This window comes from Nannocystis sp. RBIL2, from assembly GCF_026626745.1.
Taxonomy (GTDB): domain Bacteria; phylum Myxococcota_A; class Polyangia; order Nannocystales; family Nannocystaceae; genus Nannocystis.
Window position 1 is genome coordinate 6,205,673 of sequence record NZ_JAPNJW010000001.1, and the last position, 13,930, is coordinate 6,219,602.

General features: G+C 70.2%; 11 protein-coding genes. 4 read left to right on the forward strand and 7 right to left on the reverse strand.

All coding sequences use genetic code 11. The features are described from left to right. Nucleotides 1–110: 110 nt before the first annotated feature. The 3 genes from OV090_RS24755 to OV090_RS50885 are packed head-to-tail and all read right to left on the reverse strand — an operon-like array spanning nt 111 to nt 3,406. A complete protein-coding gene (locus tag OV090_RS24755) occupies nt 111–932 on the reverse strand; it encodes a hypothetical protein (RefSeq protein WP_267706889.1) in 822 nt (273 codons plus the stop codon). Between the two features lie 44 nt (nt 933–976). Then, a complete protein-coding gene (locus tag OV090_RS24760) occupies nt 977–1,861 on the reverse strand; it encodes an alpha/beta fold hydrolase (RefSeq protein WP_267706891.1) in 885 nt (294 codons plus the stop codon). A 45-nt stretch (nt 1,862–1,906) separates the two neighbouring features. After that, nucleotides 1,907–3,406: a right-handed parallel beta-helix repeat-containing protein gene (locus tag OV090_RS50885; protein WP_267706893.1), complete on the reverse strand. Its 1,500-nt coding sequence runs from the start codon at nt 3,404–3,406 to the stop codon at nt 1,907–1,909. A gap of 167 nt (nt 3,407–3,573) precedes the next feature. Here OV090_RS50885 and OV090_RS24770 point away from each other — a divergent pair, with 167 nt between their 5' ends. Then, entirely contained in the window at nt 3,574–5,598 is a 2,025-nt protein-coding gene (locus OV090_RS24770) for a hypothetical protein (protein WP_267706896.1), read from the forward strand. On the opposite strand, the gene OV090_RS24775 is transcribed toward OV090_RS24770, so the two are convergent. After that, nucleotides 5,552–9,070: an alkaline phosphatase D family protein gene (locus OV090_RS24775; protein WP_267706898.1), complete on the reverse strand. Its 3,519-nt coding sequence runs from the start codon at nt 9,068–9,070 to the stop codon at nt 5,552–5,554. The genes OV090_RS24770 and OV090_RS24775 overlap by 47 nt on opposite strands. A 442-nt stretch (nt 9,071–9,512) precedes the next feature. Next, nucleotides 9,513–10,034 (reverse strand): AAA family ATPase, encoded by a 522-nt coding sequence (locus tag OV090_RS24780; RefSeq protein ID WP_267706900.1) that lies wholly within the window; start codon nt 10,032–10,034, stop codon nt 9,513–9,515. A gap of 197 nt (nt 10,035–10,231) precedes the next feature. Between OV090_RS24780 and OV090_RS24785 the strand changes: the two genes are divergently transcribed. Continuing rightward, nucleotides 10,232–10,579 carry a hypothetical protein gene (locus OV090_RS24785; protein ID WP_267706902.1) on the forward strand — a complete coding sequence of 116 codons (348 nt, stop codon included), beginning with the start codon at nt 10,232–10,234 and terminating at the stop codon, nt 10,577–10,579. A gap of 132 nt (nt 10,580–10,711) precedes the next feature. On the opposite strand, the gene OV090_RS24790 is transcribed toward OV090_RS24785, so the two are convergent. Next, nucleotides 10,712–11,260 (reverse strand): GNAT family N-acetyltransferase, encoded by a 549-nt coding sequence (locus OV090_RS24790; RefSeq protein WP_267706905.1) that lies wholly within the window; start codon nt 11,258–11,260, stop codon nt 10,712–10,714. A gap of 605 nt (nt 11,261–11,865) precedes the next feature. Between OV090_RS24790 and OV090_RS24795 the strand changes: the two genes are divergently transcribed. Both OV090_RS24795 and OV090_RS24800 read left to right on the forward strand, forming a co-directional pair. Further along, the gene (locus tag OV090_RS24795; protein WP_267706907.1) at nt 11,866–12,507 is read left to right on the forward strand and encodes a hypothetical protein; all 642 of its coding nucleotides are present in this window, start codon (nt 11,866–11,868) and stop codon (nt 12,505–12,507) included. A gap of 302 nt (nt 12,508–12,809) precedes the next feature. Next, nucleotides 12,810–12,998, forward strand: a complete 189-nt coding sequence (locus tag OV090_RS24800; RefSeq protein ID WP_267706908.1) for a hypothetical protein — start codon at nt 12,810–12,812, stop codon at nt 12,996–12,998. Here OV090_RS24800 and OV090_RS24805 read toward each other — a convergent pair. Further along, nucleotides 12,995–13,453, reverse strand: a complete 459-nt coding sequence (locus tag OV090_RS24805) for a hypothetical protein (RefSeq protein ID WP_267706910.1) — start codon at nt 13,451–13,453, stop codon at nt 12,995–12,997. The genes OV090_RS24800 and OV090_RS24805 overlap by 4 nt on opposite strands. Nucleotides 13,454–13,930 lie beyond the last annotated feature (477 nt).

The window sequence follows — 13,930 nt, forward strand, 5'->3', positions numbered from 1 at the left end:
CTTCACGGGAGAGACCACGCATGACCTCGCGCCGGTGGGAGCGGGCGAGTCATGCGAGTGGGCGAGTCATCATGACTTCGATGTCATGCATTTGTCTTGTGAATGACCGGTCATTCGCGGCTCGTGTGGCGAGCCTTGCGGCGCCTGCCGAACAGCGCGAGCAGCAGGAGCAGCAGCGGGGGAGGGCGCGACGAGGACACCGAGCAGGCGTCGGGGACGTCGAGGTCGATCCACTCGCCGAAGCCGGAGTGGTTGCCGGCGACATCGAACGCGCTGAGGCGGACCCGCGTGTGCGACCCGGCCTGCGCGGCCCAGTTGTTGAGGCAGAGGCCGCGGCCGAGCCTCAGCCAGTCGCCGGACCAGACCTCGCCGATCTCGCCGGACAGCAGCAGCGGATCGAGCCCGGCCTGGCCCTCCTGCTCGAGGACCACGAGCGGCTGCGGCATGGTGAGGGCGATGGAGGCCTCGCCCTCGTCGCGCTCGCTGGTGTAACCGATGCTCTCGACCTCCGGGATCGGCGGCGGCTCGTCGTCGACCGCGTCGGCGACGGTGAAGCTCCAATCGCTGTGACCGCCGACGACCTCGTGAAGGCCGGGCGCCAGCGGCTCGACGGGCGTGAAGATCCACAGATCGAGGCCTGGGACCTTGCGATAATCGTTCCAGACGAAGTTCGTGTCGACGATCGAGCGCATGAGCTCGACGGGACCGTTCGGACCGACGAGCTCGAGGGTCTCGATGTCCTCAAAGTCCAGCCCGGGGAGGTTGCTCCACAGCCGGGCGTTGGCCGGCACCTCGGTCGCGCCGGGCTCGGGCAGGCGGCGCGCGAGGCCCTCCAGGTTGTCGCAGTACGGCGGGCTCTGGCGATCACACGCGAGCGCGAGCACGACGACGAGGCCCGGGCCGACGAGCAGGCGTGGTACGTCTCGCTTCATGCGCCTGTCCTCCGGGACATCTTTATTCTCTTCTTAAAAATGTCTCAGCCGAGTGCGGCGCGCAGGTGCACTGCGACGATGTCGGCGGCGGCGGCGATCAGCTGGGGGTCGTCGTAGAAGTCGACCTGGCCCTGCGAGGTGAGCCAGTGGATCGCCTTGGGGCCGCCGAGCGCGGCGTGGAAGCTGCGGGCCAGGGCCGGGGCGAGCGCCTTTTCCGAGTGGACGATCGCAGTGGGCACGCGGATCCGCGGCGCCGCGGCCTGGGCGTCGTAGGGGATCGTGTGCTCGCGCGACATCACCGCGAAGGCGTTGACGTAGTTGGCGACCGCGCCGCGCGGGGTGCCATAATAATTAAACGCCTCGGCGAGCGGCATGGCGACCTCGCCCTCGCCGACGGCGGGGATGGTGTCGACCTGGCCGGTGGCCTCCCAGCGCTCGCGCGCGGCCCGGCCGCTGGCGATCGTGGCCTCGAAGCCGGCCGGGCCCATCCATTTGAGCTGCATCGCCACGTCGTGGAAGAACCCGGCGACGGCCGCGAACGCGCGGATCCGGGGGTCCTCGGCGACCGCGCTGGCGACGTAGCCCGCGCCCGCGCACACGCCCACTGCGCCGATCCGCCTGTCGTCGACGCGCTCGTGCGCCGCGAGGAAGTCGACCGCGGCGCGCAGGTCCTCGATCTTCTGCGGCGGCGACTCGTACTGGCGCGGCTGGCCGCCGCTCTCGCCGAAGAAGCGGTGGTCGAACGCGAGGGCGATGAAGCCCCGCTCGGCGAGCGCGCGGGCGTGGTTGCCCTGGGCCTGCTCCTTCACCGAGGTGAGCGGCCCGTCGACCACGACCGCCGGCAGTCGACCCTCACGCGCCGGGACGAACAAGTGGCCGACGATCGGCGCGCCGTGGGACTCGAAGGTGATGCGATGCGGGTCGACCATGGCGCGACGCTACCACGCGCGCATGACGTTTTGCCGGCGCGCCCGTCACTCGATCGCGCCGATGTTCGGCGCGTCGCCGCGCGGCTGGCCGAAGAAGTCGTGGGCGGGGATGACGATGTCGGCGTCGCCGGGCCAGCCGGCGTCGACGAGCGGACTGCCGGCGGCGGGCGCGAACGCGTCGGCGGGCGGGTCGTCGCTCGCGGGTCCCTCGCCGCCGGCGATCGCGGCGAATCGGGGGTCCTCGGCGACGAGGTCGTGCGGGCCGTCCTGCCACTGTCCCAGGGAATAACCGAACAGGTTGTAGTCGCCGCGGTGCTCGGCCGGGTCGTACTCGCCGCCGATGTGCGTGTAGTTGATGCTGAGGACGACGTTGTTGTAAAGGTCGAGGCCGCTGACGTTGACGCCGATCGACAGGCCGCCGTACGCGCCCTGGTGCAGGCCCCAGATCACGTTGTTCAGCACCCGGACCTCGCGCGCGTCCTCGATGTAGGCGACGAACCCGGTCTCGGGGCTGTAGAGGATGTTGTTGGCGAGGAGCAGGTTCTCGCAGTACTCGCTCGCGCCCATGCCGAGCTCGTCGGCCCAGTTGCCGAAGAACACCGCGGCGGTGCTGGCGACGTCGTAGATCATGTTGCCGACGATCTCGCTGTCCTTGACCGCGAACAGCTCGAGGCCGTCGCTGTGGCCGTTGTAGCAGGGGCCGCAGTCACCGTCGGTGCCGCAGCCGTGGAGCGCGTGCACGACGTTGCCGGTGAAGGAGAGGTTGACGAGGCCGGCGGCCACGACACCATCGTCGGCGGCGTCGTGGATCTGGTTGCCGGCGACCACGACGTCGTCGCCGCTGATGCTCATGGCAGTGCAGGCGCCGCCGACGTGCTTGCCGCCGCGCTCGGCGAAGGCGCCGTCGACGTCGCTGCGCATGAAGTGGATCGCGGGCGCGGCGATGTCGACGACGGTGCTCTCGAAGCCGCCGACGACGCGCGTGGCGTCGCGGCCGTCGAACTCGTAGCGCCCGCTGGCGAAGCGCAGCTCGCCGAACACTGCCTCGCCGGCGGCAAACGCCGGGTCCCAGCCGACCTCCGTGCCGTGGTCGTCGGCGCCGGCCCGCACCACGCGGATGACTGCGTCACCGCTTTCGGGGTCGTCGAACTGGTAGGCGGGGTAGGTGCCGGTCGCGATGAAGTAGACGTGGCCGCGCACGAGCTCGGCCGGCAGCTCGGCCAGGGCGTCGTCCCAGTCGGCGCCGCTGCCGGTCGCGCCGGCGCGGATATAATGACAGTCGTCGGCGCACGCGGTCGGCGGCGCGCCGGTGGTGCCGGTGTCGTCGCCGGTCGAGGTCGCGGGGCCGTCGGTGGTGGCGACGCCCGACGGGTCCACGGTCGTGGTCGGTGGGTCGCTGTCGCTCGTCGTCGCGGAGGTCGACGCGGTCGTCGCCGCGCCCGTGCTCGACGGATCGTCGCTGTCGCTGCCACCGCCACCGCCACCGCACGCGCTCGTGAGCGCGACCGCGACGAACCACCCCGAGCTCGCGCATCGTGTTCGCACGCGGGCGATCGTATCACGCTCGCGCGGGCGAGCTCGCTCGTGCAGATCGTCGCAATTGTTTTCACCTCGACTTTCACTTTGTGTCGACGCGTTCCCAGCCGATTGCGAACGCCGGGGGCACTGGCCCTCGGGCGCGGTCGCTTGCCGGAGCGCGCAAGGAGTGGACGATGCGAAGTGGAACCAGGCAGCGGCTGGCGGGTGTGACTTGCGGTCTTCTGACCCTCGGCGTGGCGCAGACGGTCCTCGCGGCCGATCAGTACCTCGAGCTCGAGCCGCCGAAGACGCTCACGGGCCGCGGATACGGCTACAACAGCATCAGCCGCGAATACGTGCTGCGCCAGTGTGTGCAGTTCGGCGCGGGCCTGCTCGACGGCTCGGGCGCGAGCGGCGACGAGTTCAAGTTCAGCTCGATCGTGTCCAATTCGCAGCTGGCCGACGAGATGAACCTGGCGGTCAATACCAAGTTCTCGGCGTCGATGGGGCTCGTCAGCGCCAACGCCAGCTCGAAGGTCGACTTCTTCCAGACGACCAAGACCAACTTCAATACGCACACGATCCTCGCCAAGTACCACAACGTCGAGCCGATGAAGTTCGTCGCGGGCGACATCAACCTCAAGCCCGAGTACCTGGCGATGGTCGGCACGCCGGCGTTCCGCCAGCAGTGCGGCGACTACATCGTGATCGGCGAGCAGAAGGGCCGGTGGTTCTTCGGCACGGTCCAGCTGTCGGTGCGCGACACCCTGACGGAGAGCAAGCTGGCGGCCAGCGGGGTGATCGGGGTCGAGTACGCGACCATGAACGCCGAGGTCGGCGTCAGCACGATCAACAAGCTCAAGCAGGCCAGCAACACCCAGGACCTCGAGATCCACGTCACCTCGAGCGGGACGAGCAGCGCCAGCCTGTCGGTCGACCAGTTCTTGCAGCAGGTGCAGGCGTTCCCCGGCCAGAACGGGGCCAAGCAGACGTTCAAGCTGATGGCGGTGCCGTATGAGGACATCGTCGCCAACTGGCCGGTGGGCAATCCGCTGGCGCCGCTGACCTCCGAGCAGAAGCTGACGAAGCTGGCCGAGGCGGCGTGGGGGCTGACCGCGCTGATCGACGACTCGGACTTCATGGTCCAGAACGCCAAGCTGTTCGCGCTCGGGACCACGCCGGCCAAGCGCGAAGCTCGGATCGCCTACATCAAGTCGCGGCGGACCTTCTACCAGGCCCAGCTCGCCGACATGCGCAACCGGGCGCGCGACTGCGACGTCGACTGGGCGGGCAAGCCGGCCTGCGAGTCGCTGTACAACACGTGGAAGGACTTCGAGGACTTCGTGGTCGCCGAGTACGATCAATTCCCGATGCGCTACGTGTCGGAGTGCTACGCGGCGCGCGACGCCAGCGACGGGATCCGCAGCAAGCTGAGCCAGGCGCTGGCGACCACCACGGGCCAGTTCAGCAACACCAAGGGCGACCGCGAGATGGGCGGCGGGCCGGTCAACTTCAGCGCCAACCTGACGTTCAAGTCCGACCACACGGGCGGCGACCCGCTCGACGTGCGCAAGCTGCTGTCGACGCTGAAGATCCGGATGGAGGAGTCGAAGGCCGACCACACCACCTTCGAGACCACGCTGAAGACGCCGGTGTTCGACCTGGCGGCGCCGACGCCGGGTGAGACGCTGGCCCAGTGCTCGTACGCGGGCACCGGCGTGAAGGCGGCCTTCGTCTCCCCCGACGTCGCGGCGGTCTGCGCGCCGCTGAAGGTGCTCAACAAGAAGGCCTACGACGACTGCGTCGCGGGGCTCCAGAACATCAAGTACCACGGCATGCTCAGCGGCAAGACCGGCGAGGACCCGCGCACCGAGACGTTCAACAAGAACTCGCGCGGCGTGCTGACCTCGATGAAGTGCACGGTCGACTCGAGCTCCGGCAACGACACGCCGATGATCGGCTGCCAGTCGATCGACCTGCGATCGATCCAGCTCGACCTCGTCAACCGCCAGGACGTCGTCGCCGACAACTGGGTCGCGCCCAAGCAGACCGACGTCAAGAAGCTGACGCCGCTCATCAAGCCGACGATGCAGCGCAGCAACGCGCTGCGCAAGCTGATCAAGCCGGCGACCGCGGTGGCGGCCAAGGCCTCGCGCTGCGCCGAGGGCCTCGTCAGCGTCGCGGGGCAGTGCTTGCCGAAGCTGAAGAAGACCCGGTGACGGTCGGCTCGGGCGCGGCGGAGGGCTGCTTCGCCGCGTTGGGCCCGGGCACCTCCGCCGGGTCGGTCAGGACCGTGCGGTACTTCTGCTTGCCCTTGTCGTCGTGGTAGCGGGCCACGACCGAGCCGTCCTGCTTGACCTCCAGCACCCCGTAGTTGGGGCCGTCGATGATGGCGAAGCCGCCGTGCTTGGCCACGTCGGGCACGTGCTGGGGCAGCATGTCCTCGAACACCCAGGCGTCGAGCGGGCCGGCGACGAGCTCGTGGATCCCCGTCTCGCGGTCGACGATGTGCCACGCGAGGTGGTAGTCGCCGGACAGGACGATCACCGTGCCCGGGGGTTCGCTGGCGAACACGGTGCGCAGCTCGTCGCGCTCTTCGGGGTAGGCGTGCCAGCTGTCCTTGCCGAACGGGACGAACATCGGCACGCTGGAGACCACCAGCTTGGTGCGCGCGGTCGACGTCTTCAGCGAGGTGACGAGCCACTCCTTCTGCGCCTCGCCGAGCATGGTCTTGCCGGGGCCGGGCAGGTCGCGGAAGCTGCGGACGTCGAGCATGAACACCTCGACCTGCGGGGCCGGGCGGAACGAGCGGTAGAGGCCGACGTCGTCGGGGTCGGCGCTGCGCACCGGCCACTGCTCGCGGAACACCTGGCGGGCGACGGCGATGTTCTCGGTCTCGCGGTGGGCGTTGTTGCTGATCTCGTGGTCGTCCCAGACCGCGACGGTCGCGGTCGAGGCGAGGAACGACTGCAGGGCCTCGTCGCGGCGGACCAGCTTGTGGCGGGCGCGGTAGGTCTTGAGGTCCTTGCCCTTGTTCTTCTTCGGGATGTCGGCGTACATGGTGTCGCCGAGCATCAGGAACACGTCGGGCTTCTCGCGCTTGAGCGGGCCGAAGATCTGGAACGGGGCGTTGTCGGCCAGCAGGTCGGCGCTCCAGGCGATCTTGATGTTGCGCGGCTTGTCGGGCGCGGTCGTGAAGTTGGCGGTGTCGCTGACCAGGCGCTCGCCCTCGTGGGTGAGGACTGCGCGGTACCAGTAGCGCGTGCCCGGGCTGAGGCCGGTGACGTCGACGATGCGGACGTGATCGCCCTCGGGGGTGACGTCCTTGGCGGAGGTCTCGAGCGCGTCCTTGAACCTGGCGTTCTTGGCCAGTTCGAAGTGGATCGGCGCCGGCAGGGTCGAGCGGGCCCACAGGATGACCGAGTCCTGGGCGACCTCGAAGGCGGCGGGCTTGGCGGCGAACAGCGGCCTCGGCGGCTTGGGCTTGGCGCGGTCGGCGTTGAGCGCGTCGAGCAGGTCCTCGAGGTCGTCGGCGACGTCGGGACGGGTCGACAGCGCGCTCTGCTCCTCCTTGGGGTCGTTCTCGAGGTCGAACAGCTGGGCGGTGTCGTTCTTGAGGTCGCGGATCAGCTTCCAGCGGCCGTGGATGACGGCCTGCAGGTCGGTGGTGCGCTGGGCCTGGTTCGACATGTAGCGGTGCAGCTCGGTGAACACCGGCCGCTCCGCGGGATAGGTGCCGTCCTCGATCAGCGGCAGCAGGTTGACGCCGTCGATGCCGGTGAGGTCGCCGCCGGCGAGGGCGAGCATGGTGGCGGTGGCGTCGAGCGTCGACACCGGCTGGCGGAACACCTGGCCGCCGCGGCCGGGCAGGCACATCATCATCGGCACGCGCACCTGCTCCTCGTACAGCGAGGTGCCGTGGGTGTTGTTGCGGTGGTCGCCGAGCGCCTCGCCGTGGTCGGCGACCAGGAAGATCGCGGTCTTGTCGCGCAGGCCGCGTTGCTCGAGGCCGTCGATGAATTCGCCGATCGCCCCGTCCATCGTCTGCACGAGCTCGGCGTAGGCCTCGCGGTCGCCGTGCGACTCGTGCGGGTCGAACAGGTGGATCCACTGGAAGAACCGCTTGCCCTTGGCCTTGTCGAGCTGCTTCAGCGCGAGCGGCAGGACCTTGGGGCTGGCCGGCTCGCGGAAGCTCATGGTGTTGAAGTCGGTGTATTCGTCGAAGCCGGGGTCGAAGCCGGCGTCCTTGCGGAAGAACCGGCTGTAGCCGTCCCACGGGGTCGCGAGCGTGCGCAGGCCGGCGCCCTTCATCCGCTGGGCCAGGTTGCCCTCGGGCGGGATCTGCGGGATCGTGGTGTATTGCACGCCGTTGGTGAGGCCGCGGATGTCCTTGGCGGTGGCGGTGTTGGGATTGATCAACTTGCCGTCCCACATCCACAGGTCCCATTGAATGTGGGCGCTGTAGCGGCCTAACATCAATGCGCCCATGCCGATCGCGGTGCGCGAGCCGGGGGCGTAGGCGTGGCGGAAATCGGCGCACTGGGCCCCGAGCGCCGAGAGGCGGGGGGCGGCGCTCTTGTCGGTATTGTCGGGGTCGGGCAGGGCGTCGGCGCGGAGGGCGTCGACGCTGATCAGGATGATGTTCCAGTCGTTCTTCGGGGCCTTGACGTCGTGGTAGAGCGGGTGGTCGAGCTCCTTGAGGTGGCCGCGGGTGCGGCCCTCGCCGCGCCGGAGGTAGCGCATCATCGAGGTGCCGACCGTCGAGTCGCCGACCTGGGCGCGGAAGCCCCGGTCGCTGGCGTAGCCGCCGAACGCGACCACGGCGAAGCCGGCGGCCGCGGCGGCGACGAGGCCGAGGGCGAGGCCGCCGGCGCGCGCGAGCTTGCGAAGGGTGGCCGGGGCGACGCGCCAGCGCTCGAGCTGGAGCTGGGCGAGGCAGCGGCTCAAAGCGGCGTCGAGGCTGAGGACCGCGACGAGCTGCAGCCACAAATGGACGGCGGGGTAGAGGCCGACCATGAAGCGGCGGTCGGCGAACATGAAGCCGAGGCCGACCAGCGCCGCCAGGCCGCTCCAGGCCGCCCACCAGCGCGAGCGCGGGGCGGCGCCGACCCGGCTGGCCACGCGCGCGCCCCATGGCAGCAGCAGCGCCAGCGAGACGGCCCAGGTGCCGAACCAGAGCACGGCGTGCAGGCGCTCGGTGCCGGGGCGGACGACCGCGAAGGTGTCCTCGGAGACATGTACGTAGAGAAAGAGGGCGACCAGCTCGATGGCGGCGACGGCGGTGGCGAGCCAGAAGCGCGGGTCCTCCGGGGCGCCGAGGCGCGGGGCCAGGCGCTCGACCGCGACCACCACTGCGACCGCGAACACGAGTCCGGCGGGCAGCGCGACGGTCAGCGCCGCCGGCGACTGGAGGCCGAGGATCAGCGCGGTCAGCAGCAGCAGCGGGGCGGTCATGATCAGCGCCGCGACCCGCCGCAGCCTGCGGACGGTCAGCCCGCCCGCCGGGAGCACGGCGCCGACCAGGTCGAGGGCGACGAAGCCGGCGACGAGGAAGGCGGCGCCGCCGAACAGGAACAGCCCGAGCAGCGGCGAGCTCAGGCCGTCGGGGGCGACGAGGCATCCGAGCGCCACTGCGGTGGCGAGCGATGCCGAAAATCGGTACTTCGAGGTCGTCTCGGCGATAGAAAGCATGGCGGTCAGCGAGTCCGCGGCGAAAAAACCGCAGGCAAAGTCAAGTCAAGTCAGGTGCGCCGATTCGCGGGCGAGTGCAGCTTCGAGGTCCCACGACGGCGCGGTCGCGGGGCCGCTGCGCGCTCAGGCACGCGATCGCTCGATCGCCCGCGAGACCGCCATACGAACTGTCAGTAAGAAGAAGTTAAGTGGCATTGCTCGTGAGGCTACCTGGGCTACGGTCGCAGTCAAGGCAAATCCCGCCGGCGAAGGCCCCGCTCTCGGGCCCGGCCCGAGGTCGCCCCGCCGCGATTGCCCGCGCAAAGTTCCGGTGTCCCCAGGGGCGCGAAAGGAGCCGGCGGAACCGCGATGCGCGAAACCGAGCGCCGCTCGCCGCGGTGCCGCGAATGGTGAGACCTGGCAATGTCGAGAGCGCCGCGAGTACGCACATTGCGAGCGGCGCTCACGACAGTCCATATGCGTCGAGCCCGAGCGCGGCGACGACCTGCTCGACCGCGGCGGCGTCGCCGAGCCGCGCGGTGTCGACGACGACCCGCGGCGCGGCCAGCCACGGCGCGAACTCCCGCGCCTCGACGTCGCGCCAGGCGGGCAGGACGTGGCCGGCGATGTCGGCGACGCGGGCCTCGACGCGGCGCCGGTGCTCGCGGCGATCGCCGCAGACGACCTCGACGTCGCAGCAGGCGACGCCGGCGGCGCGGGCGAGGTCGTGCCAGGCGGTGCGGGTGGCGGCGATCGGGTTGACCGCGTCGGCGACGACGGTGAAGCCGCCGGCGAGCAGATCACCGGCGAGCGCGCGGGCGACGGCGTAGCCGCGACCGCCGAGGTCCGCGGCCGGCAGACCGTCGCGCACCAGCGCCTGCTCGATGGTGTCGATGCGCAGGTGGACGCCGCCGGTGCGCGCGGCCAGAGCCCGCGCGAGGGTGGTCTTGCCGACGCCAGGGAGGCCCGAGAGCGCGATCAACACCCGGCTCAGAGTGCCATGATTGGCGCCCGACCCGGGCGACCGCGGACGTCGGCGCGGGCCCGGCGATCGCCCCTAGGAGGCCTCTCAGGTGCGAAGCGCGATTCCGCGCAACTGGTATTCACTCCAGAGTTGACCGTACAACGTTTCGACTTCTAACTTGACGCTGAGCGCCGATCGCGTTAGCCCGCAATCACTGCATGGCCGAGATGCCCCGAGAGCTGTTCTCCGCGACCTCCGCCGAGGGTGACCCGCTGACGCCGGGCGCCAAGGTCGTGCTCGCGTACTTGTGGACGTTCGTCGACGCGAACCTGGCCGCGACCTACCGCAACCGCAAGGGCCCGGCCAAGGCGCCGCGGGTGATCCTCGACCCCGATGAGATCGGCAAGGTGTTCCAGATCGACGCCGAGGCGGTCCGCCGCCACCTGCGCGCGCTCAAGGACGCCGGCTATGCGGTCCACCACCAGGACGACGCCGACAGCTCGCTGGCCCTGCTCGACGGCAAGCACCGCGACGAATACCTCAAGGTGTTCGGGCCCAAGGCCTGAGCGGCGAATCGCCGCAGGGCTGGGGCGCCGATCGGCGCGCTGCCGCGGCAATTATTGTGAGCGGCCGGTTCGATTCGAAAAGTTCTTTGGGGCATGTCGGATGGGGCATGCCTCGAGGGCCAGGCGAGTGGCTCAGGCCGGGTGCTCGGCGAGCCAGCTGGCGGCGTCGCGGGTGAAGAAGGCCAGCGGGTCGCTGCCGTAGGCGGGGAAGTGGCGCTCGCCGTCGCGGCGGAGGCCGACCTTGAGCAGCACGTGCTGAGAGTCGACGTGCGGCAGGTCGGTGATCGCGGAGATCTGCGGCAGCCCGAGCTCCGTAAAACCGTAACGCATCAGCCGTGCGGCCATCTCGGTGGCGTAGCCCCGGCCCCAGTACTCGGGGTAGAGCAGGTAGCCGACCTGGATCACCGTGTCGTCGCGCACGTGATTTAATAGATGCATGCCGACCGGCTCGCCCGTGGCCCGCTCGCTGGTGAGCCAGATGCCGAGGCCGGGGTGCTGATCGTAGTAGGCGAGGATCCGCTCGCGCAGCATCGCCTCGGTCCGGGCCCGGTCGTGGACGCCGCCGGCGAAGCGCATGACCCGGGGGTCGCTCTGCAGGCGCACCAGCAGGTCGAGGTCGTCGGCAGTGTAACGGCGCAGCACCAGGCGCTCGGAGGTCAGAGTGTCGTGCGGGGCTCTCATGACCGCAGCACGGTAACACGCCGCGCGCGGCCGGCTGACGCTTGCAGCGAGCCGCGAGCAGGACCGCAGCGGGCAGGCGCGAGGCGGATCCGCGGGCCGGCCGGTCATGCGCGGCGCAGCAGCAGCGCGGAGAAGTTCTGGGCGCAGCCGAGACCCATCAGCACGAGGCGGCGGCTCTGCAGCGCGCGCGCGGTGCAGTTGCCGAGCGTCTCGACCGCGCTCGGCAGCCGGGCCGAGCTGGCGAGCGGGCCGCCGGGCGCCCCGAAGATGTGGGAGACCCCTCGAGCTCGAGCGGCTCGAGGCGCTGATGAATGAACGGGGCGTCGGTGGCCATCGCCTGGGTCTGTGGCCGGCGCCCGGCGCTCCATGGGCCGGGCGCGTTTTCGGGCCTGGCGACAGGGCGCGACCTGGACCTGTCTTTTGGAGCAGAATTTTTCAGGGGCCGCGAGCCGCGCAGCACCCCGAGATCTGCGTTCCCCGGCCGCGGCGAGCCCTCCGGCGGCCGTGGACGATTTTTTTGCCCGCGCCGTAATTGATCCGCCGGCGCCTGGAACGTGGAGGTTGCGACCAGGAAATTTTCGATGCCTGCCTCCCGACCCTTTTTCATGGCCATCCTTCTATCCACCGCGCTGCTCGCCGCTTGCGACGACGAACCGGCCGAGTCGCCGGACGAGGCAGCCCGCGGGCGAATCAGCGAGCGAATGAAACGGCGAGCGGGCGAGCTCGGCAAGGTGCGGGAGCTCGCCCGCGCGGACGCGGCCAGCGTCGCCGACCGGCTCGCTGCCGAGCGCTGGCTCCGGGTCGACGGGGCAGTGCCGGCCGACGCCAATCAATCGCGCCACGTGCTCCTCGCCGGCGAGCTCGACGAGGTGCCCGCGACCTACGCGGCGCTGAAGCAGGACTTCAGCGATCGCGTGGAGCAGGAGATCTTGCTCGGCGGCGAGGATGCGGCCCGCCCGGTCGTGTTCCGTGACGTGGCCGAGGGCATCTATACGGCGTGCGTCAGCGTGACGGGTCCTGCGAGCGCCGAGGAGCGCGCGCTGATCGAGCGGGCCACGGCGATCCTCGAGGCCGACGGCCCGCAGCCGCTGAACGCCGAGAAGCTCCAGGCCGCCGCCGCCGCCGCGCAGGCCGAGACCGGCTACAAGCCGAAGCGCACCGACTGGGACCCGCTCTCGCTGCGGTGCCGCCGCATCGAGGTCGACGCGCGGCCCGAGAGCCGGGTCGCTGCATTCGAGCCGGCGTGAGCGGCGGGGCGCAGGATTGGTGGTACATGTCCTCTTGGACATATGTGTCGAGCGCCCGCGCAGGGTCAGCCGCTGATTCGGCGAGGACCCGGGCGCGGCGCCGGCGCTGACCGGCAGCCGATTCCACTGCAGCGCTCGCTTCCCGCCGACGAACCTTGCGCAGGCGAGTGCATGGCGGACCCATCCGTGCCGAGCAAGGGACCGAAGTCGCAGGACGGAGACGACGTTCGGCGAGCCTTCCGTTTGCCGGCTCCGACACGCGTCTCACACTTGCCGCCCAACCTCAGCGAAAGGAAACACCCATGAGCAAGGAAGACGGAAGCACGGGCGCCGGAGGCGGTGGAAACAAGGGCGGTGACGAGAGCAAGGACGGTGACGAGAGCAAGGGCGGCGGTGACAGCGGCAGCAAGGACAACGGCGGGAACTGGCCGAGCAAGACCGGCAATCCGTCGGGCGGTGGCAGAGGCAACAATCCTCCGTCGAAGGGTTAGTCGAGGCCGCTTCGAGGTTCGCTCGCTGGAGGCGCTTGTTCCCCGCGAGCCGGTGCCGGCGCCGGCTCGTCGCGCATGTCCGTGAGAACAGCCCAGAGCAGAATCGCGAGCCCGGCGATCGGCCACACCAGGGGGGAGCCGTACCAGACGCCCACGGCACCGCCGAGGCACAGGGCGACGGCGAGCAGCCCGAACAGCGCCTCGCGGGCGGATGCACGAGCGAAGATGCCGCGGTAGACCGCCGCCAGGCCCAGCGCCAGCGCTGCGACGGCCAGCGACGCGCTGGCGAGGAGCAGGGCGGCGAAGACGAACGCCGCCATGACGGAGAACAGGAGCAGCACCGGCTGGGCCAAGACGCCCAGGGCGAGGAGCAGGGCGAGGCACACATAGGCGAGTCCGCACCAGCGCAGCGCGAGAGTGCCGAAGCGGCGAGGTGAGGACGCGGTGTCGCTCATGGTGGCGAGGTAGGCGAGGGCGCGCTGCGGAAGGCGCATGAGTGAGGGGGTCTCGCGGATGCTCAGCTTACTCGCGCATCGTCGCCCACGAGCCTCCGCCTTTCAATTTCGATGCAACACTGTCCTTCGTGACTGCTCGATGAGACGCGTCGCCGCCGTTCGAGGTCAGCCCGGGTGAGGCGGGGCGGTGATGCTCATGCCGAGCGCCGTCTCGTCCCCGTCGCGTTTGCAGCCCGGGCAGCTCGGCGGGACAGGGAGCACGCAGTGTCACACGACAGGCGATCGAGTCGGGTGAACCAAGCGCCGGGTGCGAGAGCTTGCGACCTCCCGCTCGGGCGCGTTCCACGTGCGAGGATGAGTCGCCGATCCCGCAGGCGCTACTGCGTTGCTCGGTGACGGGCGCGCGAGCTGGAGATCGTCGCCGGCGGACGAGCTCTACTTCGTTGCTGCTGCACCGTTTCAGCGGCATGACCGACG

Excerpts from the sequence above, each read along its gene's own strand:
- OV090_RS24755 (WP_267706889.1), bottom strand. The coding sequence starts at position 932 with ATGAAGCGAGACGTACCACGCCTGCTCGTCGGCCCGGGCCTCGTCGTC.
- OV090_RS24760 (WP_267706891.1), bottom strand. The coding sequence starts at position 1,861 with ATGGTCGACCCGCATCGCATCACCTTCGAGTCCCACGGCGCGCCGATC.
- OV090_RS24770 (WP_267706896.1), top strand. The coding sequence starts at position 3,574 with ATGCGAAGTGGAACCAGGCAGCGGCTGGCGGGTGTGACTTGCGGTCTT.
- OV090_RS24775 (WP_267706898.1), bottom strand. The coding sequence starts at position 9,070 with ATGCTTTCTATCGCCGAGACGACCTCGAAGTACCGATTTTCGGCATCG.
- OV090_RS24785 (WP_267706902.1), top strand. The coding sequence starts at position 10,232 with ATGGCCGAGATGCCCCGAGAGCTGTTCTCCGCGACCTCCGCCGAGGGT.
- OV090_RS24790 (WP_267706905.1), bottom strand. The coding sequence starts at position 11,260 with ATGAGAGCCCCGCACGACACTCTGACCTCCGAGCGCCTGGTGCTGCGC.
- OV090_RS24795 (WP_267706907.1), top strand. The coding sequence starts at position 11,866 with ATGGCCATCCTTCTATCCACCGCGCTGCTCGCCGCTTGCGACGACGAA.
- OV090_RS24800 (WP_267706908.1), top strand. The coding sequence starts at position 12,810 with ATGAGCAAGGAAGACGGAAGCACGGGCGCCGGAGGCGGTGGAAACAAG.
- OV090_RS24805 (WP_267706910.1), bottom strand. The coding sequence starts at position 13,453 with ATGAGCGACACCGCGTCCTCACCTCGCCGCTTCGGCACTCTCGCGCTG.